The organism is Burkholderia sp. LMG 13014 (assembly GCF_905232215.1).
Taxonomy (GTDB): domain Bacteria; phylum Pseudomonadota; class Gammaproteobacteria; order Burkholderiales; family Burkholderiaceae; genus Burkholderia.
This window is the reverse complement of sequence record NZ_CAJNKE010000014.1, coordinates 19,732-44,089: the sequence shown is the minus strand read 5'-3', so window position 1 is coordinate 44,089 and position 24,358 is coordinate 19,732. Positions and strand designations below refer to the sequence as shown.

At 64.5% G+C, this 24,358-nt stretch carries 18 protein-coding genes and 1 tRNA gene; 10 read left to right on the top strand and 9 right to left on the bottom strand.

Going from position 1 to position 24,358, the window contains the following annotated elements; genetic code table 11:
• The 3 genes from JYJ84_RS03910 to JYJ84_RS03900 form a co-directional block, all read left to right on the top strand.
• A partial coding sequence (locus JYJ84_RS03910) for a DNA-processing protein DprA (RefSeq protein ID WP_205189119.1) occupies positions 1-739 on the top strand: 739 nt, incomplete at its 5' end.
• Positions 740-775: 36 nt separating this feature from the next.
• Positions 776-1,156 carry a thioredoxin family protein gene (locus JYJ84_RS03905; RefSeq protein ID WP_122946540.1) on the top strand — a complete coding sequence of 127 codons (381 nt, stop codon included), beginning with the start codon at positions 776-778 and terminating at the stop codon, positions 1,154-1,156.
• A 193-nt stretch (positions 1,157-1,349) separates the two neighbouring features.
• Complete coding sequence (locus JYJ84_RS03900; protein ID WP_175222402.1) at positions 1,350-3,971, top strand: DNA topoisomerase III; 2,622 nt, start codon at positions 1,350-1,352, stop codon at positions 3,969-3,971.
• 129 nt (positions 3,972-4,100) lie between these two features.
• Here JYJ84_RS03900 and JYJ84_RS03895 read toward each other — a convergent pair whose 3' ends face one another.
• Positions 4,101-5,150, bottom strand: coding sequence for a LysR family transcriptional regulator (locus JYJ84_RS03895; protein WP_122946542.1), 1,050 nt, complete (start codon positions 5,148-5,150; stop codon positions 4,101-4,103).
• 426 nt (positions 5,151-5,576) lie between these two features.
• On the opposite strand from JYJ84_RS03895, the gene JYJ84_RS03890 reads away from it, so the two are divergent.
• Positions 5,577-6,590: a D-2-hydroxyacid dehydrogenase family protein gene (locus tag JYJ84_RS03890; protein WP_043184746.1), complete on the top strand. Its 1,014-nt coding sequence runs from the start codon at positions 5,577-5,579 to the stop codon at positions 6,588-6,590.
• 48 nt (positions 6,591-6,638) lie between these two features.
• Here the strand turns inward: JYJ84_RS03890 and JYJ84_RS03885 are convergent, their stop codons facing one another.
• Positions 6,639-7,505 (bottom strand): patatin-like phospholipase family protein, encoded by an 867-nt coding sequence (locus JYJ84_RS03885; protein WP_122946543.1) that lies wholly within the window; start codon positions 7,503-7,505, stop codon positions 6,639-6,641.
• An 8-nt stretch (positions 7,506-7,513) separates the two neighbouring features.
• Positions 7,514-7,918 (bottom strand): PaaI family thioesterase, encoded by a 405-nt coding sequence (locus JYJ84_RS03880; protein WP_027785770.1) that lies wholly within the window; start codon positions 7,916-7,918, stop codon positions 7,514-7,516.
• A gap of 188 nt (positions 7,919-8,106) precedes the next feature.
• Between JYJ84_RS03880 and JYJ84_RS03875 the strand changes: the two genes are divergently transcribed.
• Together JYJ84_RS03875 and JYJ84_RS03870 are read left to right on the top strand one after the other, a co-directional pair.
• Positions 8,107-8,182: transfer RNA gene (locus tag JYJ84_RS03875), tRNA-Lys, on the top strand.
• A gap of 302 nt (positions 8,183-8,484) precedes the next feature.
• Entirely contained in the window at positions 8,485-9,051 is a 567-nt protein-coding gene (locus JYJ84_RS03870) for a hypothetical protein (RefSeq protein WP_205183035.1), read from the top strand.
• A gap of 51 nt (positions 9,052-9,102) precedes the next feature.
• On the opposite strand, the gene mobF is transcribed toward JYJ84_RS03870, so the two are convergent.
• From mobF to JYJ84_RS03850, 4 genes are all read right to left on the bottom strand, one after another.
• Positions 9,103-14,085, bottom strand: coding sequence for a MobF family relaxase (mobF, locus tag JYJ84_RS03865; protein WP_205183032.1), 4,983 nt, complete (start codon positions 14,083-14,085; stop codon positions 9,103-9,105).
• Between the two features lie 116 nt (positions 14,086-14,201).
• Positions 14,202-16,604: a type IV secretion system DNA-binding domain-containing protein gene (locus tag JYJ84_RS03860; RefSeq protein WP_205183015.1), complete on the bottom strand. Its 2,403-nt coding sequence runs from the start codon at positions 16,602-16,604 to the stop codon at positions 14,202-14,204.
• A 199-nt stretch (positions 16,605-16,803) separates the two neighbouring features.
• Positions 16,804-17,145: a hypothetical protein gene (locus tag JYJ84_RS03855; RefSeq protein WP_205182996.1), complete on the bottom strand. Its 342-nt coding sequence runs from the start codon at positions 17,143-17,145 to the stop codon at positions 16,804-16,806.
• 444 nt (positions 17,146-17,589) lie between these two features.
• Positions 17,590-18,012: a hypothetical protein gene (locus tag JYJ84_RS03850; RefSeq protein ID WP_205182993.1), complete on the bottom strand. Its 423-nt coding sequence runs from the start codon at positions 18,010-18,012 to the stop codon at positions 17,590-17,592.
• A gap of 187 nt (positions 18,013-18,199) precedes the next feature.
• Between JYJ84_RS03850 and JYJ84_RS03845 the strand changes: the two genes are divergently transcribed.
• The 4 genes from JYJ84_RS03845 (at position 18,200) to JYJ84_RS03830 (ending at position 22,624) form a co-directional block, all read left to right on the top strand.
• Positions 18,200-18,697 carry a hypothetical protein gene (locus tag JYJ84_RS03845; protein WP_205182991.1) on the top strand — a complete coding sequence of 166 codons (498 nt, stop codon included), beginning with the start codon at positions 18,200-18,202 and terminating at the stop codon, positions 18,695-18,697.
• The gene (locus tag JYJ84_RS03840; RefSeq protein WP_205182988.1) at positions 18,694-18,990 is read left to right on the top strand and encodes a hypothetical protein; all 297 of its coding nucleotides are present in this window, start codon (positions 18,694-18,696) and stop codon (positions 18,988-18,990) included. Before JYJ84_RS03845 ends, JYJ84_RS03840 begins: the two co-directional genes overlap by 4 nt.
• Before the next feature lie 60 nt (positions 18,991-19,050).
• Positions 19,051-19,665, top strand: coding sequence for a DUF6538 domain-containing protein (locus JYJ84_RS03835; protein WP_205182985.1), 615 nt, complete (start codon positions 19,051-19,053; stop codon positions 19,663-19,665).
• A 163-nt stretch (positions 19,666-19,828) separates the two neighbouring features.
• The gene (locus JYJ84_RS03830; protein WP_205182982.1) at positions 19,829-22,624 is read left to right on the top strand and encodes a DNA methyltransferase; all 2,796 of its coding nucleotides are present in this window, start codon (positions 19,829-19,831) and stop codon (positions 22,622-22,624) included.
• Between the two features lie 39 nt (positions 22,625-22,663).
• Here the strand turns inward: JYJ84_RS03830 and JYJ84_RS03825 are convergent, their stop codons facing one another.
• Together JYJ84_RS03825 and JYJ84_RS03820 are read right to left on the bottom strand one after the other, a co-directional pair.
• Positions 22,664-23,806, bottom strand: coding sequence for a hypothetical protein (locus JYJ84_RS03825; protein ID WP_205182979.1), 1,143 nt, complete (start codon positions 23,804-23,806; stop codon positions 22,664-22,666).
• Complete coding sequence (locus JYJ84_RS03820; RefSeq protein ID WP_205182976.1) at positions 23,803-24,303, bottom strand: DUF4365 domain-containing protein; 501 nt, start codon at positions 24,301-24,303, stop codon at positions 23,803-23,805. Before JYJ84_RS03820 ends, JYJ84_RS03825 begins: the two co-directional genes overlap by 4 nt.
• Positions 24,304-24,358 lie beyond the last annotated feature (55 nt).

Below are 24,358 nucleotides of genomic sequence, written 5' to 3'. Positions count from 1 at the left end.
TCCGGCGCGGCACCGCGCGCTCGCCCACGAGATCGCCGCACGCGGCGCGATCGTGTCGGAATGGCCGCTCGGCACACCCGCCCGCGCTGCACACTTCCCGCAGCGCAACCGGCTGATCGCCGCGCTCGCGATCGGCGCGCTCGTCGTCGAGGCCGCCCCGCGCTCCGGCTCGCTGATCACCGCGCGGCTCGCGAACGAACTGGGGCGCGATGTGTTCGCGATACCGGGCTCGATCCATGCGCCGCTCGCGCAGGGCTGCCACGCACTGATCCGCGACGGCGCGAAGCTGACGGCGGCGCCGCTCGACGTGCTCGAGGAATACGGGCTGGGCGAATCGAAAGCTGGCGTGGCAGGCGGTGCGGCGTGCTCCGGGCATCCGGGCGCAGGCACCGGCGATATTCGCGAAACCGAAGCCGCCATTCAAAGCGCTGCCGCCCGCGCCACACAAACTGACGCCGCCGCTCCGGCCACCGCACCAGCCCGGGACGAAGCCCCGTCGCCAGCACCACCGCTGCCCGGTACCCCATCCGAACAGGCCGTGCTTGCCGCATTGGGATACGGCCCCGTCACCTACGAATGGCTCGCCGAGCACAGCGGCCTGCCCGACGACGTCCTGCATCGCGCGCTGCTTGCGCTGGAACTGTCCGGCCGCGTCGCCAGCCTCCCCGGCGGACGCTTCGCGCGGCTTGACGCCGCGCGCACCCCGCCCGTGCACGGCGTGCTACATTCCCCCGCATAGGGGCGGCCAGGCCGCCAACGATACCCAAGGAAACCCATGCCCGCGCTGAATCTCGACACCGATGCGGATCGGATCGCCGAGCGCCTCGCCGATCCCGGCACGTTGCTCGTCGCCTGCCTGTGCGCCGAGTGGTGCGGCACGTGCCGCGACTACCGGACGGCCTTCGACCAGCTCGCCGACGCGCATCCGGAAGCCTGCTTCGCCTGGATCGACATCGAAACGCATGCCGACCAGCTCGACGATCTCGACGTCGAGAACTTCCCGACGATCCTGATCGAAGATACCCACACCGCCCGCTTCTTCGGCACGGTGCTGCCGCATGCGGCGATCGTCGAGCGAATGCTGTCCGACCTGAGCGCGGTACCCGGTGCGCCGCACGCACCGAAATTGCGCAACGTCCTGACCGTCGAAGCCTGAATTCGCGAGCCGGCCCGGTGGTTTTGCGCGCATTTGCGCGCCCCGCCGCGCCGGGCGCTTGCCGCCGTTGCGGCCCCCCTCTATGATGAGCCGCTTTTTGCACGCTGAGCCGCCATCGCTGCGGCGTGTGCTATAAAGCGGTCGTAAAAGGGACCCACAACCGGCGAACCCGGTCTACCAACACACACCTGTCATGTCCAAAGCACTGATCATTGCGGAAAAGCCTTCTGTCGCGAACGACATCGCACGCGCTTTGGGCGGCTTTACCAAGCATGACGAGTATTACGAAAGCGACGATTTCGTCCTTTCGTCCGCTGTCGGCCACCTGCTGGAAATCGCCGCCCCGGAAGAGTACGAGGTCAAGCGCGGGAAATGGAGCTTCGCGCATCTGCCCGTCATCCCCCCGCATTTCGACCTGAACCCGATCGCAAAAAGCGAGTCGCGCCTCAAGGTGCTCACCAAGCTGTTGAAGCGCAAGGACGTCGACCGCCTGATCAACGCATGCGACGCGGGGCGCGAGGGCGAGCTGATTTTCCGCCTGATCGCGCAGCACGCGAAGGCGAAGCAGCCGGTCCAGCGCCTGTGGCTGCAATCGATGACCCCGCAGGCGATCCGCGACGGCTTCGCGAACCTGCGCAGCGACGCGGACATGCTGCCGCTCGCCGACGCCGCACGCTGCCGCTCGGAAGCCGACTGGCTCGTCGGGATCAACGGCACCCGCGCGATGACCGCGTTCAACAGCAAGGGTGGCGGCTTCTTCCTGACGACAGTCGGCCGCGTTCAGACGCCAACGTTGTCGATCGTCGTCGAACGCGAAGAGAAAATCCGCCGCTTCATCCCGCGCGACTACTGGGAAGTGAAGGCCGAATTCGCGTGCGCGGGCGGCTTCTACGAAGCCAAGTGGTACGACCCGAAATTCAAGCGCGACGAATTCGATCCGGAAAGGCGCGACTCCCGTCTGTGGAGCCTGCCGGCTGCCGAAACGATCGTCGCCGCGTGCCGCGACCACGTCGGCACGGTCTCGGAGGAATCGAAGCCGTCGACGCAACTGTCGCCGCTGCTGTTCGACCTGACGAGCCTGCAGCGCGAAGCGAACAGCCGCTTCGGCTTCTCCGCGAAGAACACGCTCGGCCTCGCGCAGGCGCTGTATGAAAAACACAAGGTACTGACCTACCCGCGTACCGACGCGCGCGCGCTGCCGGAAGACTACCTGTCGACGGTCGAGTCCACGCTCGAGATGCTCAAGGAGAGCAACAACTACCTGCCGCACGCGAAGCAGGTGCTCGACAAGGGCTGGGTGAAGCCGAACAAGCGGATCTTCGACAACTCGAAGATCAGCGACCACTTTGCAATCATCCCGACGCTGCAGGCGCCGAAGTCGCTGTCCGAGCCGGAGCAGAAGCTGTACGACATGGTCGTGAAACGCTTCCTCGCCGTGTTCTTCCCGGCCGCCGAATTCCGCGTCACGACGCGGATCACCGAAGTCGCCGGCCATCACTTCAAGACCGAAGGCAAGGTGCTGGTCGAGCCGGGCTGGCTGCAGGTGTACGGCCGCGACGCCGAAGGCGCGGATGCGAACCTCGTGCCGGTGCAGAAGGACGAGAAGGTGAAGACGGACGAAATCGCCGCCGTCGCGCTCGTCACGAAGCCGCCCGCACGCTACTCGGAAGCAACGCTGCTGTCAGCGATGGAAGGCGCGGGCAAGCTCGTCGAGGACGACGAACTGCGCGAGGCGATGGCCGCGAAGGGCCTCGGCACGCCGGCCACGCGCGCGGCGATCATCGAAGGCCTGCTCGGCGAGAAATACCTCGTGCGCGAAGGCCGCGAGCTGATCCCGACCGCGAAGGCATTCCAGCTGATGACGCTGCTGCGCGGGCTCGGCGTGAAGGAACTCACCGCACCCGAGCTCACCGGCGAATGGGAATACAAGCTGTCGCAGATGGAGCGCGGCAACCTCGGGCGCGAAGCGTTCATGCAGGAAATCGCCCGCATGACGCAGCAGATCGTCAAGCGCGCGAAGGAATACGATTCCGACACGATCCCCGGCGATTACGCGACGCTCGAGACGCCTTGCCCGAACTGCGGCGGCCAGGTGAAGGAAAACTATCGCCGTTTCGCGTGCACGAAGTGCGAGTTCTCGATCTCGAAGATCCCGGGCAGCCGGCAGTTCGAGATCCCGGAAGTCGAGGAACTGCTGCGCGAGAAGACGATCGGCCCGCTGTCCGGCTTCCGTAGCAAGATGGGCCGCCCGTTCTCGGCGATCCTCAAGCTGTCCTTCGACGACGAGACGAAGAACTACAAGCTCGAGTTCGATTTCGGCCAGGACACGGGTGGCGAGGAAGGCGAAGCGCCCGACTTCTCCGCGCAGGAGCCGGTCGGCGCGTGCCCGAAGTGCAAGGGCCGCGTGTTCGAGCACGGGATGAGCTACGTGTGCGAGCACTCGGTGGCCAACCCGAAGACTTGCGACTTCCGCTCGGGCAAGGTGATCCTGCAGCAGGAGATCACGCGCGAGCAGATGGGCAAGCTGCTGGCCGACGGCCGCACGGATCTGCTGCCGAACTTCAAGTCGTCGCGCACGGGCCGCAACTTCAAGGCATTCCTCGTGAAGCAGCCGGACGGCAAGATCGGCTTCGAGTTCGAGAAGAAGGAGCCGAAGGCCGCCGCCGCGAAGAAGACGGCAAAATCGGCGACGAAGGATGCCGAAACCGTGACGGAAGGCGCCGAAGAGAAACCGGCACCGGCTCGCAAGACCGCCGCCAAGACCGCGACCAAGACGGCCGCCCGCAAAACGACGGCGCGCAAGACCGGCTCGTAACGACCGGGCCGCCGGGGCTTCCCCCGGCGCATCCGGCTCCGGCAGGCAGCCATAAAAAAACGCGGATCGATCACTCGATCCGCGTTTTTTCTTTGTGCCGGCGGCAACCGCCGCCAGGCCGTCGCGCCATTACAGCGGCGACGGCACCGCGACGCGCGTGCGCGACGAACGCGGCAGGCGCGGCGACAGGTTCGGGTCGGCCGATTCCGGCTGCTCGGCACGCGTCTCGACACCGATCGGCGCGAGCGCAGAGCTCTGCGCGGCCCACTGCTCGCCCATCATCGCGTCGGTCGAGTGGCTGAAATGCTCGACGAGGTGGTCGATGAACGTGCGTACCTTCGCGGGCAGATGGCGCCGGCTCGGGTAAGCGATGTTGATTTCGACCTGCGGCAGCCGGAACTCCGGCAGCAGCCGCACGAGCGCGCCGCGCGCGATGTCGCTGCCGATCAGGTAGCTCGGCAGGATCGCGACACCCATCCCGAGCAGCGCGAACTGGCGCAGCATTGCGGTGTTGTTCGCGACGATCACGTTGGTCGGGCGCACGCGCACTTCGCCGTCCGGCCCCGTGAACACGCGCTCGTCGCCCCAGTATTCGGTCGGCAGGCTCAGGCTCGGGTGCTCGGCGAGATGCTCCGGATGGGTCGGCACGCCGTGCTTCTCCAGATAGCTCGGCGTCGCGCACACGGTCATGCAGCCGGTGGTCAGGCGCCGCGTGACGATGCTCGCGCTGCGCATCTGGCGCGTGACGACGATGCCGACGTCGAAGCCTTCCTCGACGAGATCGACCTGCCGGTCGACCAGCGTGAGATCCGGCACCACTTTCGGGAAATTCTCCGTGTACGACTGCAACACGGGCGCGAGGTTATGCAGGCCGAACACGACCGGCGCGACGATGCGCAGCGTGCCGACCGGCTCGTGATTGCGCGCGACGACCATCTGCTCGACGTCCTCGAGCTCATCGAGGATCTGCCGGGCACGCTCCAGATAGACCTGGCCTGACTCCGTCAGGGAAAGGCTGCGCGTGGTGCGGTTCAGCAAACGCGTGCCGAGCCGGCCTTCCAGATCGGCGACGTGACGCGTCGCGACCGCGTTGGAGATATCCATTGCACTCGCGGCCCGCGCAAAACTGCCGAGATCTGCAACCTTGACGAACACGCGCATCGACTGCAAATGATCCATAAACGACTCCTGCCGCTGTTACAACTTCAAAAAGATGAAGCAAATGCGTAATTCTCCTACGACAGCGGAAATGATGCAGAGTTGCTCAACAAGGCCCCGGTTGACGATAAAAATAGTCAAAAATCCTCGCCTTCTGCGGATAGTTGATCCAATTATTCTGATTGGAGCAACAATTGGGTGAACCTCGTCGAGTAAGTGGCCGAATCAGGAAGGACGTATTTGATGCGACACAACAGCGCACCCTTCCACCCGTCTCGCAAGCGGCGCCGGGTCAGGCTGCCGCCAATTGCGGCGGAGCGTAACAACCTGTTAAAAAGACACCATGGAGGCGGCCGACGTAGCATCATGTCGGCCCCGGCCGGGCGGGACGGGTGCGCGACGTGCGCCGCCGCCGCCGCCGCTTTCAACGCGCGACACCCGCTCACCATGAAAATTGCCATCCTCGACGACTACCAGGACGCCGTCCGCAAGCTGAACTGCTTCGAGATGCTTGCCGACCACGACGTGAAGGTCTTCAACAATACGGTGCGCGGATTGGGACAGCTCGCCAGCCGTCTGGCGGAAGTCGAGGCGCTCGTGCTGATTCGCGAACGGACCCCGATTTCGTCGCAACTGCTCGCCAAGCTGCCGAACCTGCGCATGATCAGCCAGACCGGCCGCGTGTCGAGCCACATCGATCTCGAAGCCTGTACCGACCGCGGCATCGCGGTGCTCGAAGGCACGGGCTCGCCGGTTGCCCCCGCCGAACTGACGTGGGCGCTCGTGATGGCCGCCCAGCGCCGCATTCCGCAGTACGTCGCGAACCTGAAGCAGGGTGCGTGGCAGCAGTCGGGCCTGAAGACGTCGGCGATGCCGCCGAACTTCGGCCTCGGCCAGGTGCTGCGCGGCCAGACGCTCGGCATCTGGGGCTACGGCAAGATCGGCCGGCTCGTCGCCGGCTACGGCAAGGCGTTCGGGATGAACGTGCTGATCTGGGGCCGCGAGCATTCGCTCGAGGCCGCGCGCGCCGACGGCTATACGGCCGCCGAAAGCCGCGAAGCGCTGTTCGAGCAGAGCGACGTGCTGTCGCTGCACCTGCGCATGCATGACGACACGCGCGGGATCGTGAAGCAGGAAGACCTGATGCGGATGAAGCCGACGTCGCTGCTCGTCAACACGAGCCGCGCCGAACTGCTCGAGGAAAATGCGCTGGTCAACGCGCTGTCGCACAACCGCCCGGGGATGGTCGCGATCGACGTGTTCGAGAGCGAGCCGATCCTGCAAGGCTACAGCCTGCTGCGCATGGAAAACGTGATCTGCACGCCGCACATCGGCTATGTCGAGCGCGAAAGCTACGAGCTGTATTTCAGTGCTGCGTTCCGGAACATCCTCGCGTTCGACGACGGCGACATGTCGAGCGTCGCGAACCCGGAAGCGCTGACGCCGATCCGCAAGCGCTGACCGCACGGGTTGCGCACGCCGCGCGGCCCGCTTCTACGATTCCCGCCATCAGGCGGCCACGCGGCCGCCCGTCATCGCGTCGACGCGCGTGAGGAAATGCTCGCCGTCGCGCCGCCCGAGGTCGTACGCATGCCGCATCTGCGACGGGCTCGTGTAATCCCAACTCGAAATCGGCACCTTGCTCGACGGCTGGACGTACAGCCGCCGCTGCTCGCCATGCGCGACCGTGAACATCTGCGGGCGCGGATACAACCGCGTGACGAGCACCAGCACGTCGCCCGGCGTCGGGTCGAGCGCGTCGACCGGCACGTTGTCGACCATCCCGCCATCGAGCACGGGCCGGCCGCCGCGGCGCAGCACCGGCGTGAACGGCGGTGTGCAGGACGACTGCAGGATCAGGTCGGCGAGTTCGTCGACTCGCGTGCAGGCCTGCGCGCGCACGAATTCCGGCCGAAAGCCGAGCGTGCGCCCGAGTGTCGGGTGCAGCGTCTTGCGCACGTACTTCTCGATGTTGTACGCGACGAGGCCGGCGGCGACTGCGCTGCGCGCGCCGAGCCAGCGCGGCACGTGCGACACGCCGATGCGGATCTCCGGCGCCGCGGCAAGCTTCGCGAACGGCTCGCCGTAGATGTCGAGCAGCGCCTGACGGTAAATCCGGTAATGCGGAAACACGGGCTCGCGCCCGAACAGGTTGCCCCAGTACGCGTTCTTCCGGTTGTGGCGCAGCGCCTCTTCGTAATAGCGCATCACCCATGCGGCATCGCGCGTATACAACATGCACGCGGTCGCCGCGCCGGCCGAGATGCCGGTGATCACGCGCGGGCGCAAGCCGAGCGCCGGCTGGGCGACGTCCCAGAAGCCGGCCTGCCACCAGCAGCGATTGCCGCCGCCCGCGAAGACGATCTGGTCGAACATCGCGCCGCTCAGCTGACGAGCGCGTAGGTCGACGTCGCGTGGACCGCCATCTTGCCGTCCTCGTCGAACAGCTCGACTTCGCCGAATACGAGATTGCGGCCCATCCGCAGCACGCGCGCGGTGACGAGCACGTCACCCTTGCGCACGGGACGCATGAAGTTCGTGTTCAACGACACGGTCGTCATCGGCCGGAACTCGCCGAGCGCGGCCGAGATCGCGACCACCATCGCGGTGTCGGCGGCTGCCGTAAACACCTGGCCGCAGATCACACCGCCCGAATGGCGGAATTCGCCGGAAAACGGCAGGCGCAGCGTGACGCTGTCGTCGCCGATCGACACGGGGACCAGACCAAGCGAGCGGACCCAGGGGGCCAGCAGGCGATCCAGCAATTCGCGGACTGCGTTTTCGTCCATCTTCGAAAGCCCAGAAAGCGTTGCGCGACCGCCGCGCAACACGGTGGCGTCATCATACCGGGAGCGCGGAAACTGCGATCGCTCGTTATCGGGCCGACAGCTGCCGTAGTCGTGACGAAATATTTTGGGAAATTTGCAGAAAGGGCTTGCAAGACCCGAATTACCCAGGCATAATCTTTCCTCTGTTGGGGGCGTTAGCTCAGTTGGTAGAGCAGCGGACTCTTAATCCGTAGGTCGACAGTTCGAATCTGTCACGCCCCACCAAAAGATTTTCCAAAAAGGCCCGGTTCTCCGGGCCTTTTGCATTTCCGGCTCCGCCTTGCCCAGCAAGGCTTTGCGCCGGGTCCGCCCCATCGTTTCACGACGGTTTTGATCCGATGCCGGGCACGCCGGTTGCAACGCCTGGACCGGGGAGATTTCGGTCTTGGCTCCCCCTTGGCTCCCTGCTGCTCCCCGTATTTCCCCGCGATTCCCCGCCGTGGCTCCCTTGGCTCCCTCCTGCGTTACCATACGATCATTGAAAACGAACGGGCTGGACCGTGGCAAAAACGAACGCATTGAGCCCGATGGACCTGCTCATCCTGGAGCGGATTGAAGACCGGGCATCGCTGCCCGATGCGTTGTGGATCACGCCCCAGCAGGTCGGGTTGCTGCTGGGCGGTCGGTCGGTCGAACAACTCGAAGACGACCGCAAAGCCGGCACAGGCCCGAAGTGGTCCAAGCCGTTCGGCGAACGTGGTGCGGTGCGTTACCGGCTGGGCGCCGTACGGGATTTCATGATCAACACGCCCGAGTTCAGCAACATGCTGGAAATGCGCATCGCGCTGGGCTCGTCCGCGCTGCTGACGTTCAGCGATTTCCTGGACCGTGGCACGCTCGACGACACGTGGCCGTTCCTGCTGCGCGAGGGCGTGCCGGTGGATTTCTTCAAGTCGTTGACGCTGGGCGATGCCCTGACCGACGACGATCGTGCGGTGGTGCTCACGCTCGACGGGTACCTGACCCAGCGCCTGGCCGCGGGCCGTCAGGCCAAGGTTGCTGCGGAGCGCGCGGAACTGCTCGCCGCTGCGGACTCTGTGAAGGTCGACGACAATCCGTTGCCCCGGTCGCCGGGCCGCCGGCATTCGCCGTGAACACGTTGCTACAACGACACAGACACGGGGCCTTGCGGCCCCGTTGTCGTTTTACATGGTGATCGCCCCGCGCCCGCGGCCCTGCTGCGGCACCAGGCGTTTGGCCGCCTCCCGCTCCAACGCCTTTTTCTTCTCGTCGGACTCCCGCTGCCGTTTCGCCTCCGCTTCCCGTTGCTGCCGGGCCTGCTCCTCGGCCTTGCGCTGGGCTTCGGCCTTCGCGGCCTCGGCCGCCTGCCGTTTCTCCATCGCCGCCCGGATCGCTTCACGCCCGGCCGCCGCGCGCTCGGCGGTCTGTGCGGCGTTTTGCACCGCGCGCTCGGCCTCACGGGCGCTCGTCTGAACGTGCCCGGCCAGCCGGTCGGCGGCCTTCGGCGTGGTGAACACCTGGGCCTGGCCGGCGGGTTCCAGCGCTCCGATCACCCGGGCCGGTGCGTCGCGCTCGCCCAATAGGGCGAACACGTGCGGCCGGGGATCGGCCACGGCGTTTTTGTGCGTCGTCGCGTAGCCGTGCCGGAACCGTTTCAGGTGGTCCTCGTCCAGCGTCACGGTGTGCCGGCGGTCGCGCTCGTTGTTGCTTTCGACCGTGGCCGTCGCGCGCAGCACGCCGTCCGCGCCAACGCCCACCGTGTTCAGGCGCAACGTGGCCGCCATCGGCTCCTCAAGTTTCACCGGCAATGCGAGCGACAGGTTTTTGTCGGTGCGCAGCACCATGCGGTCGCCCGCGGCCACCTGCATCTCGACGCTGGTGGTGCCGGCCCGCACGCGGATCGCGTGGTCTTCGCCGTGCAACTGGCCGGCCTCGCGCTTCGAGGTGCGGATCGCGTCGGTCAGGCGGCTCACGTCGTGCGGCGTGGCGCCCACGGCCCGGCGCTCACGCTCGGGCGTGTCGCTGGCGACCCATGCCTGGGCCAGTTCTTTCACGGCGGCCTCCGGCTTTTCGGCGATGGTGGCGGTGGCGTTCGCGTTGATCGAACGCACGGCCTCGCCGGTGCGCTCGACGGTTTGAGCGCGCTGGGCCTGGTGCTCCGTGTGCGCGTGGGCGGTGGCCTTGAACGATTTGCCGGTGCCGTGCACGTGCAGCGTTTCAGCACCCGCCTGCACGTCGCGCAACGCCTGCGGGTCGATCCGGTCGGACTCGCTTGCCATGATCTGTACGAACGGCACCGGGCCGTCCTGCGTTTTCGCGTCGCGGGCGGCTTTCCACACCGGCACGGCGTGGGCGTGTTCGATCTGGTCGCCGTTCGTCAACGTGAAGTCCTGCCCGTTCCACCGCGCCGTAGCCTTCGGGTTGGCCGGGTCGGTGCCGTCCACGGCGGTGATCGTCAGACGGGCGGACGGGTCCGTGATGCCGTGGTACATCGCGGCGCCCCGGCTGCCAAACGTCACCACGTCGCCCACGGCCAGTTTCATGTCGACCGTGCTGGTCGGCTTCTCGGCCTCGTCGCGTTGTCGCTGCACCGCCTCGGTGTGCGCCTCGCGCTGTTGCTGCTCGTGCGCCGTGAAGTCGTGCCGCACCGCTTCCCAGCCGTTGCGCTGGACGATCTTAGTCTCGCCCGTTTTGCGATCCTGGATTTCCACGTCCTGCTGACCGCCTTTTTTCAGTTCGATGGTGTCACCAGGGGTGAGGCCGTCGCGCTCGATCGCCCGCGGCACGTCAACGCCGAACACAAGGTGTTTGTGGCCGTCGCGGGAGCGGATGAGCGCGTACGGCGATTTGCTGGTCGGGTCCGCGGGATCGACAAGGGCCGTCCCGGTTTCGACGAGCGTGCCGCGGTAATACCGGTCGCCGTCGTCGTTTTTCACCGGGCGAGCGTCCGGCTCGGGCCGGAAGCCGGTCGGGTTGAAATCGCCGCCCCGGGCCACGGTCAAGGTCACGTCGTCGCCCGTCAGAAGACCGTCGGCGCGCAGTTGCGCCCGGATCGCCTCGTTGAGCGCGGGCACGTCCCGCGGGTTCACCGCCGCCGTGACCGGCGGGCGGTCCGGGTGTTCACGCAGGTGGGTGACGTGCTCGACCGCCATGGCGGCCACCGCATCGGCGCGGCGATCGTGCGCGGTCGTCGCCGCATCCAGGCCCATGCTCTTGAACTGGTCGCGGGCGGACTCGGCCAGCACCTGACGCCCTTCGGCGGCCTTGGCCGCGGCCCGCTCGAACATGGCCTGCTCGTGCTCGGTGCGCATGTGCGCGGGCAGGTCGTCGGTGGCGTTGCCCTTCACGGTCAACGCTTCCAGGGCTTCAGGGAAGTGCTTGAAATCGTCGTCGGTCCCGTAAAACCTCACCATCTTTTTTTCACGGGTGAACTGCACGAGGATGGCGTCGTTCTCGTCGGTCGTGCTCGTCATCACGAACACGTCCTCCTCGCCCTGCCCCTGCCCGCCGTGGTTCGTGATCGCGCTGGCGTGGTCGAACGCGTTCAGGTCCGCCGTGCTCCACGACACGCGCCGGCCGTCCTGCTGGCGGCCCTTCGCGTCTTTCTGCACGTCGTCGAGGATCGTGGCGTGGATGCGGTTGTGGCCGTTGCCCAGGTCTTCGATGCGGTCGATGATCGCGTTCGTGCCGTTCACCACGCCCAGGTGGGCGGTGCGTGCTTTGCGCTCGGCCTCGGGCAAACGGGCCTGCAAATCGGCGAGCGTGACGGGCTGGCCGCTCATGCGGTCGACCACCTCGTGGCCCTGCTTCGCGCGGATGATGTTGCCGCGCAAGGCCTTGAGCGCCTTCTGCGCCTTGGTCTCGTCGTCGTGCTTGTCCAGAAACTGAATGCGATCGCCGACGGCGAACCCCTTCTGTACCGTGGCGCCGGTCTCGCTGGCTTTCGGGACGATGTGCATGGGCACGTCCGGGCCGGTGAGCAGGCCCTTTTCGCGCTTCACGGCCCGGATGGCGTCGTTCAGACCGCGCACGTCCTCGTTGCGCGTGGCGATGACCATGCGGTTGCGCTCGGGCTCGGTGCTCTCGCCCCAGTCGCGGGCGATGCGCTCGTAGATGGCCTGGCGGTCCTCGCCCGTGTCCTTCATCGCCTCCGGCACCTCGACCTCGACGATGTGGCCGTGGTCCTGCATCCGGCTGAACAGTTCGCGGCCGTTGTCCGCGGCGTACAGCATCGCCACGGTCTGGCGGTGCTCGGCGCTGCGCTGCCGGCGCACGTCCGTCATTTCCGAACAGCCCACCACGTCGATCGACACGCGGAACGAGTCACCCGCCGTGGGCGACTTCAACTGGCGCCCGTCGCCGGCCGCGACGATCTTCCCGCCGGCCTCGGCGACGTACCGTTCGAGTTTCGCGCGATCGGACACACCGACCATGCCGGCCTCGTCCAGCACGACCAGTGTTTTGCTCGTCAGTTTCAGCGACCCAGCGTCCAGGCGTGCGAGCATCGGCGCCAAGGCTTGGGCTTCCAGGCCCTCGACCTCGGCCGCCAGTTTGTTGGTGGCCTTCCAGCCGCCGGACACGCCCAGCACGTCGTAGCCGGCCGCGCGGTACGCGTCGACGAACACCTGCGCGGTGAACGTCTTGCCGGTGCCGGCCCGGCCCACCAGGTTGGCAACGCCGCCGGTCTGCATCGCGGCGTAGTCGATGTTGCGCCGCTGCTCGTCCGTCAGTTTCACGGGCGGTGCAGTGCGCGCGTCGTCCACCTTGGCCTCGGCCTTCGCGACCTTGGCCGCGGCCTTCGCCTGCTGGTCGGGGCTGGCTTCGGCCGCTGCGACCTTGGCGGCGGCGAGGTCGTCGAGCGCCTTCTGCAAACGTTCCTCGGTCTTGCGCTTCTCGAACGCGTCGGCCGCCCGCTGCACCAGTTCGGGCGACAGGTTGTGCGCGGTGTTCGCGCGCAACGCCTGGTCGCTGGCGACCAGACTGCGCTCCGTCTCGATGGCCCACCGGCTGGTGTACATGATCTGACCGCGGCTGTTCTCGGGCTTCTGCACGAAGTCGTTGCGCTGCATGAAGTCGTCAACCAGGCGGTCGAGTTTTTGCAGGTCGTGACCGAACGCCGGGCCGGCCTCGGCCGCGATCAATGCGACGACATCACGCCGGGTGACGTTCGCCTCGGTCTTGTGAAGTTTTTCGAGCAAGACCTTGTCGTCGCGCATCGCCAGGTTTTGCTGCGGGCGCTGCTTCAACTGTTCGTTGCTGGGCAGGGCGCCGCTCTCGACGAACGGGGCGAAGGATCGAGACCACATGGGGTCGAGTTCTGCGAACGTGGGCTCATCTTTCGATTTGCGGGTCGCCAGGGTGGCCTGGTCTTTGGACACGCCGTGCTCCTCGGCGTACTTCACCAGTTCGACGCGACGGCTCGACTCGGCCAGCACCACCTCGCGGCTGATGCCGTCGATTTCGTACCGGACGTGTCCGGTTTCGCGCCCGGTGTGCTCGTGCAGTTCGACCTCGCGGTTCACCGCGTAGCCCATCTCCGTCAGGGAATGGGCCAGCGCCGCTTTGTGGATCTGGTCCATGACGTACACGTGCTGCTGAAGGTCGCGGGTGTTCAGCGCACGGGTCTTGCCGTCCTCACCGCGCACCAGGTTGAACAGCAGCACGTGCTCATGAACCTGTGGGTCGAGGTTGCGGTTCGTGAAGTGCGTGAACCCGGCCGCGAACAGTTCGGAGCACCCGATGCGCTCGGTGCCACCGGCGCCCGCGCGCACGTCGAGGTTCTCCTTCAAATATTGCAGCGACAGGTCCACCGCGGAACGGTGGGCGGCCAGCAGGCGGTCGCGCTCGTCGGGGTTGGCCCGCGCCCATGCGACCGAAAACGTTTTGCCTGGGCTGAACGTCACGTCGTAGCCGATGTTCCGGTCCGCGCCCGGGTTCTGCACCAGCGCCTCGCCGTTCGGGCCGCGCCCGGCGGCCATCAGGTCGAGCGCGTTGTGGTCGACCACGCCCGCCAGGCCCAGCGCTTCGGGGCCGCCGCCGATCCAACGCGTGGGGGCTTCCATGTCACCGTTCTTGTTCTGGTAATACTCGGTGTTTTTCAGGTACTGAAGGATGTTGGCGCCCTTCTTGCCGTAGCCTTTGGAGTTGAGAGGGGTGCTTTTGACCATGATGGCCTCGCGGGTGGGATGGGTTGGCGTTGGCACTAACGCCTCGAACCAGTGTCTCGTACGGCTGGCCGATGTCAAACGGGCGTACCTCTATAGAGGTACGCCCGTGATGGGGATCAGTGGAACAGCGGAACGGTCGGCTTGGCCGCCGTGGCGCCGGCCTTTCCGTTCTTCGTCGTTGGCTTTTTCGAGTCGTGGTACATGTCCACGACCTTCACGGCAGCCAGCAACGCACCGGCCCCTGGAACGTCGAGCGCGTCGGCGATGTGGTCGGCCGCCTCTTCTTCGCCGATCTCTTTGATCATGTCGTCCAGCACGTCCTCGTCGATGTCGCCGGACTCGCCTGGCTGGACTGCTTTGGCTTTATCCTTGGCCGGCTTCACGGCGGGTTCCGGCTCGGCGGGTGCCTCGGGCTCGCCCGGTTCGTCGACCAGCGCGACGACGGTGGGCGCGGTCGGCTCCTCGTCCGGCGGCATCGGGTCTTCGACGTCGATGTCCGGCTCATCCGCTGCCTGCACCTCGTGGCCGCCCTGTTTCGCCTCGGCGTCGGCGGCCGGTGCCGTCGTCTGGGTCTCCAGTTTGGTCTGCTCCTCGGGCTCGTCCATCGGCTTGGTCCAATCGGCCGGCACGTCGGTTTCGCATTGCACCAGCGAGTCCACGTTGAACCCGGGCCACCAGAGTTTGTAGACGGAACCGCCAAACGTCAGCAGACCGGAGACCGAAAACCCGTACTCGGTGTTGTCGCTGCGCGCGCCCATCCGCTTGTCGTCGCTGATCTGGCTTGGCCGAACGAGCAAGGTGGCTTCTTCGTGGTACGAGTTCGTCACGTTCGGCTGGCCCGCGCCCTGCCCGTTGGCGGTGACGGACGTGTTCATTTTGTTGACCACGCGTTTGCCGAACCATTCCGACAGTTTGTTCGCAGTGTCCCCGGACGAGGTGCGCGTGACGATCCGGGTGCCCACGAGCGACCACATCGTGCTGGCCTCCTCGGGCGAGTATTTCAACTTGATCTGGTTGATGTCCTGGTAGCAGGCGGTGAACATGATGCCTTTGGACCGCCCCTTGTCGAGCAAGCCCATGATGTTCAGCCGGTTCACCGCGGCCAGTTCGTCCACGATCACGCCGATGAGCCGGTGGCGGTTCTCACGCAGGTCGAGCAGCAGCGGGGCCAGCACGTTGAACATGGCGGCGATGTACTTTTCCGTCAGCGGCATGTCCGGCTTGCCTCGAATGACCATCTGCCGCGGCCCGGTGTAGTCGTCCTTCACCCAGTCGCACAACGCGATCTTGCGGCGCTTGTCGTTGGGGATCGTCGTCGGCCAGGCCTTCGCCAGGTTGTCGATCAGTTTTGCGCCGTTCATCAGCGTCGACAGCACCGACATCGTGCCGGGGTTCGGGTCGATGACGATGTTGTACGCCTTGTTGATGGCCGCGTTGTAGTTCGGGTTCGGGCTGCCGTCCTCGTTGGCCGCGTAGGGCTTGAACAGGGCGACGAGGCCGGGCTGCGGCAGGCCGGTGCGCTCGGAGAGTTCCGTCCAGCCCCAACGTCCGATCTTGCGTTGCCGCCGCTCGACGCGCAGCGTCTCGACGACGGCGTAGCCGATCATCTGGGCCGCATCGGTGAAAAACGGCTGCGAGGAGTTCGGGTTGGTCGGCCACATGGTGGCGCAAAACACATCCACGGCATCTTCGCGGGCCAACTCCCGCGCGATGTCCCACACGTCCGACAACGCCGACCACGGGTCGATCAGCGCGGCACCGACGCTCACACCGTCCTCGAACTTGCAGAACAGCCGAGAAAAATCGCCCTTCTGGTCGACCGCGGCGAACTTATGACCGTACGGCCCGGTGGTGCCGTCGGGCAACGTAACCTGCGCTTTGTACATCTGGAACAGCCAGTGCAGCAAGATCATGGTCTTGCCCGCGCCCGACGCGCCGACGATCAACTGGTGCCGCACCCACACGTCGCGCAGCAGCGGCGGAACGTCCGGGTGAATCTTCATCAGACCCGTTGCTGCCTTCTTGCCTTTCGCGGGAGGTGGTGCCGCGGTGTCGCTCGTCAGTTGTTGCAACGCTTCCTTGCCGGTGTAGAACCGCCCGCCTTCCACGTGCACCTGGCTGTCGCGCGGCGTCGCCGTGTCGCGATACACGAACCAACCCAAGGCCGCGGACGGCAGGAGGGCCAGCGCGAGACGCCAGGCCATGTCGAGCAGGCTGTACTCAAACAGGCTGCTGAACCGGTCCGCTGCCTCGGCGAACGGATGGCTGGGCAAAACCTTGTGCGCGACGCTGCCGATCGCGCTGCTCCAGAAATCAACGTTACCCACGCGCTCGGCACCGATGGGCGCGAACAGCAGGACGAACGTGAACAGCAGGATGAACGAGATGATGAACACCGCCGTTCCTTCGGCGATGCCTCGGCCGACGTAGGAAACTTTTTGCGATGCGCTGGTGTTGGCCGGCTGCTTCTGCATGAACAGCCGGAGCGTGTTGTTACCGTCGTCGTCGCGTTGAGCCATGACGGCCTCCGATGAAGTCGGAGCCACCGTGGCTCCTTGTACCCGGAAGCCCGCATTGCTGCGGGCGGCTCGATGGAACGGGGCGGTGCTGCTGGTGTGGCCGCTGCTGCTGGAAAACTCAACGCCCGGATAGTCGTCTCGGCGTCGGGCACGACTCGCGCGGAGTCGTCGGTTTTTGCTGTCGCCGTTTTTGGCCGTTTTACGCGGCCTGCAATGCCGCGTCCGGCGGCAGGTCGTCGATGTGCCCGGCGATCGGGTTACCGGCCTGGTCGACGGTCAGGTGGATGGCCGTGAACGCGTTCGCGAGCGCCTTCAGATGGTCCTCGAACCGCTCGACCAGACGGGCTTCCATCGCGTCGATCTGCGCGTCCGTCGCCAGTCGTTGCTCGGCGATCAGGGCGGCGATGTCCGCGCCGTTCAGGTAAGCGTCGATCGCGCGCCGGGCGAGTTCACCCTGGGTCGTGTTTTGCGCCTCGGCAGCGTCTTTCAAGCGGCGGTCGGTCGTGGGTTTCAGTCGAACGTGAAGCGAAGGCATTGCCATGGTGGAACTCCTGCGATGGTGGGCGATGACGGGCTCCTTAAGTACTACCAGGTACCTGGCGTTTGTCCAGCGGTGCGCGCGGCGACCGTTTTTCCGTCAAAGCGCGGCTACGGTCCAACGCTTACTGGGCAAGGCTGCGGCCTTCCCAACGGTGGCCGCGTAGCGGCTACGGTAAGAGCCTTGCGCAGCAAGGCGAAAGGGCCGCGAAGCGGCCAGGGGAGGACGCATCGAAGATGCAATGCGTGTGTTGTGGTCGTCCCCCGAGAGAAGAGAGGGGAACGCAACCCACACAGATACCGTTTGAAAAACGCCCACCACGCTGTTTGTCCCGCTTTTGACGTTGCTGTTTGTCTTGCTGTTGACGTTGAGGGTGCTGCTGTTGACGTTGGTGTTTGTCTTGCTGTTGACGTGGGTGTTGGTGTTGCTTTTACTGTTTGTCCTGCCTCACCGCTTCACTGTTTGTCTCGTTGTGCTGCTGGGTTGTTGGTGGTCGATGGTGTGCTGTTTGTCCTGCTTCTCGTATTGCTGTTTGTCCTGCTTCGTGCCCTGCTGTTTGTCCGACGTTGAGCCCCGCTGTTTGTCCGCTGTTTGTCCTTCGCATTGCCCCGCTGTTTGTCCATTGCCAAACCCTGCTTTTTCCCCGCTGTTTGTCCTGCCTTCGTCGTGCCCCAGGTCCGTCGATGTTGGGGCTGTTTTCGACCATGCATCGCGGACAAACTGCTGTCCCGTTGCAAGCAGCAAATCGGTCGATGGTGGGGCGAACGGGCGAGACCTTGGCGGGACGATGGGGAGAATGGCCTGGATTCGTCGCACCGCTGCATGGTCCGCCGCAAAACCGTCAGCCGTTTCGCCGATGGGAAGAGCCAAGCGGTTCCCACGACGGCCGATGCGTCGACAAGAGGCAAAACGCAAACGGTAGACCGGACCCCAACGGGGGCCGGTGAACCGTGCAGTGTTTTGCCGTCAACGCACGGTCGAAGAAAAACGGTGGCCTCCCCTTGTGTTTGTCCGACGCTGGAGTTAATCGTACGTACACCCAGGCGCCGGTCGTCGCATGCGCCTCCACGTTCAAGCCCGTGCTGTTCGACGGGCTTTTGTTTTTTGGAGAAACAACGTTATGGTCCGACCTGCCCACAAAAACCCCAGCGCTGACACCGCGCGACGCCGGACAAACCGGGCGAAGTGGCGCGAGACCCGGCGCTTCACGGGGTTCAGTTTTGAAGTCGGCATGTACGACCGCGCCAAATCGGCGTGGCAAGACCATCGCAAGCGGTTCGGTGATGCGCCCGTTGGTCGCTCGACGTTCACCGACTGGGTGGCCGCGTCGATCATCGCGTTCGGTGAACGCGATGCCGACGAACAGGCGGCCCATGTCGAGGCTTACATGAACGCGGAAAACGCGCGACGTGCTGCAGCGTCGACCAACGCCGCAACGGTACCGGACGGCTTCACGTTGCCGCCCGCGTCGCCTGGCGTCGACGCGGCCGGCGCACCTGATTTCGACTTCAACAGTTTGTCCGAGTTGTCGAACGTCGATGAGGTCACGCCATGACGAACCCGAGCACCGTCCGCTCGCGCGCATCGCGCGCTCGCCGGCAGGCCACCCGACGGCTGGTCGGTACGTCGCTGGTGCGCGCGGTGTATGAAAACGTGCAGGCTCTGGTGCCGGCGCACGCCGCATGGGTCGCGCAAAGCGCGGGCCTCACCGGCCCCGAGCGCGCGACGGCCACGGCGCTCGTGAGCGACCACCTGGGCGCTGCGTTGCTGGCCTGGCTCGATCTGCCCGACCGTGAACGCCTGGTGTTCCTGAAGACGTACATGCGCGCAGCGCGCGCCCCTGCCTGACTCTTCCTGTTGTTCAACGTTCGAGCCCGTGACCCCACGGACTTTTTTTGGAGCCTCATCGTGATCGTCATCCGCACCAAACGACCCACCTACCTCACCACAACCGCCTCCGGCGTTTTCGCGTTCAACATCGCCATCCCGGCCGACCTCCGGGAGCCGGGAATGCCTGCGGCCGTCTTGCGTTCGCTGCGAACGAAGAAACGGACGCAGGCACGTGCCCTGGCAAGTCGGATCGCGTTCGATTGCCGCGTGCTGTTCAACGTGGCCCGCGATGCGGGCGATGACGCCATCAAGGCCCTCCTGCCGGACTCCATCCGTTCGATCGTCGACGAAACGCTGCACGCGAACGCAACGGCCGCAACGACCGTTGCGCCGAGCGTCGAGCAGGCCGTCGATGACTTCCGGGCTGAAATCGACGCGATGTGGAACGCACCGTTGGCCTCGTTGGTGCCGCGCACGCCGGAGCCGGAGCATCCGCACGTCCACGTCGTGCTGCCCAACAACGCCCGCGAGCCGGTGTATCGTCGCCGGTTCTTCGCGTTCGAGCACGGGCCGGTTCAACCGCACCGCGTGCGGCGCTGGACTGTGCTGCGTCATGTGCCGTCGCCAAAGCATAGCGACCCGGCGCTACGTTACGGCGAACCCGATTTCGGCGATCTGTTCGACTCGGTGTGATCGAACCCGGCGTCGAGCGCGGACATGACGGTCGACGCCGGCTTGGCGCAGGGCGATGCCATTAACCGTTTGCGGGCAATCGATCGGGGCAACCACCCTGATCGAGCCTTCGGATGGCCTTCCCGGATACAATCGCCCCGTTCCTTCATACGATGCCAGCGCCATGACAACCATCTCGTTCCCGGAAATCCGTGCCCATTTGCAGGCCTTCGCAAAGCAATGGAAACAGGCGGAACGCGAGAACGCCGACGCAAAGTTGTTTTGGGCACGGTTTTACGAGTGCTTCGGCATCCGCCCGGAGTCGGCGACGATCTACGAAAAGGCGGTGGACAAACTCGATGGCACGCGGGGCTTCATCGACTCGTTCATCCCCGGGTTGTTGATCGTCGAGCACAAGAGCAAAGGCAAGGATCTAAACTCGGCGTTCACCCAGGCGTCCGACTATTTCACGGCCCTGTCGGAAGGCGAACGCCCGCGATACATCATCGTGTCGGATTTTGCCCGGTTCAGGTTGTACGACCTGAAAACTGACACCCAAGTCGAATGCAAACTCGCGGACCTTCCAAAACACGCCGGCTGGTTCCGGTTCCTGGTCGAGAAGGATGCGTCGCCGGAGATCCTGGAGGAGTCGCCGATCAACCGGAAGGCGGCGTACGCCGTCTCGAAGTTGCACGAGGCGCTGTTGCAGGCGAACTTCCGCGGGCGCGATCTGGAAGTGTTTCTCACGCGACTCCTATTCTGCCTCTTCGCAGACGACACCGGGATCTTCGGACTAGACGGGCTCTTTCGACGGTACGTCGAAACCACTAGGCCCGACGGACGTGACACCGGGCAAAGCCTGGCAAGCCTGTTCGACGTACTCGACACGTCGGACAGCGATCGGTCGTCGAACCTGGACGAACGTCTGGCCGCGTTCGCCTACATCAACGGGTCGTTGTTTTCCGAGCGCACACGCATCCCTTCGTTTGATGCGGACATGCGAACCCTGCTGGTGAAGTGCGCGGAACTGGACTGGAGTGGGATCAGCCCGGCGATCTTTGGAGCAATGTTTCAAGGTGTACTCGAGGTGCACACACCGGACGAGACGCGCCAGGCCAGTCGCAGGGAACTTGGCGCCCACTACACCTCGGAACGTAATATCTTGCGGGTCATCAACCCGTTGTTCATGGACGATCTACGTGCCGAGTTCGAGAAGGCACGAAAGAGCAAGCCGCGATTGCAAGCGCTGTACGACAAGTTGTCGAGCCTCACCTTCTTCGATCCAGCATGCGGCTGTGGCAACTTCCTGGTAATCGCGTACCGGGAACTGCGACGCTTGGAAAACGATGTCATCGCGGCGTTGTTCGTTGATTTTGGGCAAGGCCCCGGTTTGCTGGACGTGTCCACGCTCTGCCGGGTGCGCGTCAGTCAGTTCTACGGTTTGGAAATCGACGATGCAGCGGCACACATCGCTCGCGTCGCGTTGTGGATCACCGACCACCAAATGAACCTAGAATCAGCGGAACGCTTTGGCAACACGCGTCCAACGGTTCCTTTGGTTGACACACCGCACGTCCACCAGGAAAACGCCCTCCGCTTCGATTGGGCGTCGATCCTACCGCCTGCGCAATGCTCTTACGTGATGGGCAACCCCCCGTTCATCGGCGCGAAATACCTCAACGATGCTCAACGGGAAGATGCCCGTGTGGTTTTTGCAAAGATCAAGAACGGCGGTTTGCTTGACTACGTGGCCGCCTGGTACGTGAAGGCATTGGCATACATCCAGCAAAACCCGTCGATCGACGTGGCGTTCGTGTCGACCAACTCGATCACGCAGGGCGAGCAAGTGTCGGTGCTGTGGGGGCCGTTGCTGCAAGGCGGTGTCCAGATCCGCTTCGCGCACCGAACGTTTCAATGGAGCAACGAAGGTAAGGGGATCGCCGCGGTCCATTGCGTCATCATCGGCTTTGGTCTCAGGGTCCCGGACCACTGCACGATTTACGACTACACCGGCGACATCAAGGCTGAGAACGCGCACGTCATTGCTGCCAAACGCATCAACCCTTACCTGGTCGACGCGCCCGACTACTTGTTGCCCAATCGGCGCACGCCGATCTGCCCTGTGCCAGAAATCGGCATCGGGAACAAGCCAATCGACGGTGGGCATTACCTGTTCACCGACGACGAAAAGGCTGCGTTCATCCAACTTGAACCGAGTGCTGCTCCTCTGTTTCGCCGGTGGTATGGTTCGGTCGAGTTCATCAACGATCTGAGCCGTTGGTGCCTGTGGCTGGGCAATCTAAAGCCAAACGAACTGCGCGCGCTGCCGGAATGTATGAAGCGCGTCGAGGCCGTGCGCAAGAGCCGCCTCGCGAGCGATAGCGCTCCGACGCAGAAGTTAGCCGAGACGCCGACCCGCTTTCACGTCGAGTTCATGCCCGAAAAGCCGTTTTTGGTGATCCCTGAAGTCTCGTCGTATCGCCGCGATTTCATTCCGCTGGGGTACTTGCAACCGCCGACGTTGGCGAGCAACAAGGTGCGGCTGATGCCCGACGCGACGCCCTATCATTTTGCAGTGTTGCATTCGACCATGCATATGGCTTGGGTGCGCACCGTAACGGGACGACTGAAGAGCGACTTTCAATATTCCATTAAGATCGTATTCAACAACTATCCGTGGCCGGAACCGACGGAAGCGCAACGAAAAGCGCTGGAGTCCACCGCCCAAGCTATTCTCGACGCGCGTTCGCTTTTCCCCGGTTCGTCACTGGCCGATCTCTATGATCCGCGGACCATGCCGCCGGAACTTCGGAAAGCGCATGTTGCCAATGACCGGGCGGTCGATGCCGCATACGGATTCAAAGGCGACAAATCCGATGCAGGTCGTGTTGCGTTTCTGTTTGTTCTTTACGGTAAGTTGACAAGCCTGCTTCCATCAGCAAAGCCGAAGCGCACGCGGAAGGAGAAAGCAGAGGCGTAGTCACGGCCAACGCACCTGGGGCGGTCGGAGCGTCCGCCCTTACAGAAGGTCGCCGTTTTTGATGACCTTGAAGTTGCGCGGGTTGACCAGACGCGCTCCCCGCGACATGACGCGGACATCGCCATGGCATTGGACCAACGTTTTTTCGCCGTGCGCGAAGACGGCTTGTTGGTACTCGTCTTTGTCGAGTTCAACAGAAACGTTTTTCGGCTGACCGTTCAACGTCACCGCGATCGTGATCGTTCCGCTCTCATCGGCCAGCGGCCTGTCCAGTTTTTCGACGGAACCGGTGATTGTCCGGTCGTACAACGTATAGTCTTCGCGTTTGTAGTAGGCCGCGGCCTCCGCGACGCGTTCCACCTTGTCCCTGTCGAACACGAAGTTGATCGGCGAACTCGGCTCCAGGCCGCTGCTGGCTGGTGTGATCGTCACCTCGAAGCCGCGTTTCTGGTCTGCGCCGCTCAAACCCACGAGTGCATCGCACAGGTTTGCGCTTGCTCCATTGTTTACGGCTTCGTCGAGCACGATGGTGTTTCCGCCGCTCGCGATCGTACCGATCGCATTGTCGAGCGCACGCAGCCCCGATGATAGGGTGGCGGTCACCAGGTGCGTCGTCGGCACGGATGGCAAACCCAGTTGCGACGTTTGCTGGACCGGTACCGGCGCGATGATGTTGACGACGTAACTACCGATTTCCGTCTGACCCAAGCGCAGCGAACGTAGGTATTCGTTCATCTCGTCGGACTTGCGCCCCGTGAACTGACGCCGTTTCGACGTGGACGCAAGTGCGGCGGCTTCCATGAGGTCGCGCGCCCGCTGGTTCAGCAACACGCCATCGTCGAGCGGGATCGTGCCGCCTTCAACGTCGAAGTGGAACACCCGAACGCGGATGCGATCCGAAAAATATCCAGCAACGTCGCGAACGATGTCGAGGACCGGCCGCCCCTCGAAGTCGGCGATCGCCGTTACGGCGTCGACCAGCCGCCGACCAAAATCCTTCGCCCGCTGTTGCAGCGACGGCAGCAAAACTTCGGCGTCTTCCTGTTGGGGTTCCGGTCGGTGCCACACCGACGCCATCGCCCCGAGGTCCGCGTCTTTTCGCCAGCCACGCAGATCGAGGTAAGCGGCCAGTTGATCGGGCGTGATGTCGGCCAGACGTTTGAGCAAGTCGTCGCGGCTCATAGCGCGCTCCCTCGATTGCTCGCCAGGGTCATCAGGTGCGTCAATGCCTCGGTGGTCAGGCGTTGGTTCAACGGAACGTCAATCGTCACCGTCGTGCTGTTTGCAGTGTCCGGCAGATCGCGCAGTGACACGTAGAAGCATGCGTTATGCATGCTTATGTGGTCTTGATGATGTTGGACCCAGTGCGCTGGCTCGTCGGACACAAGCAGTACGGCCAGGTAACGTGGACAGATGACATCGTTGCCGCGCAAGTCGTCGTAGTTCTTGCGCGACAACGGAAAGCGGATCACCTCGCCGGTCACGAGGTCACGTGACGTGCATTTGAGTTGGAACTGGACCTTGGGGTTGCGAACCGGGCCTTTAAAGCCCCGCCCCGTAAGTTCCAGGTCAACACTGTCGTCGTCCACGTCGAGTTCCGACGGATTGAAGCCCGCTTGTGCGGCGATTGCTCGCACGTACGCCTTGTTGAACTGCTCTTTTTGTTTTCCGATGTCCACCGACCCCGATCCCCTTTCCGGCGTCTTGCCCGTAACCGGGCGGCGTCGCCTGCGA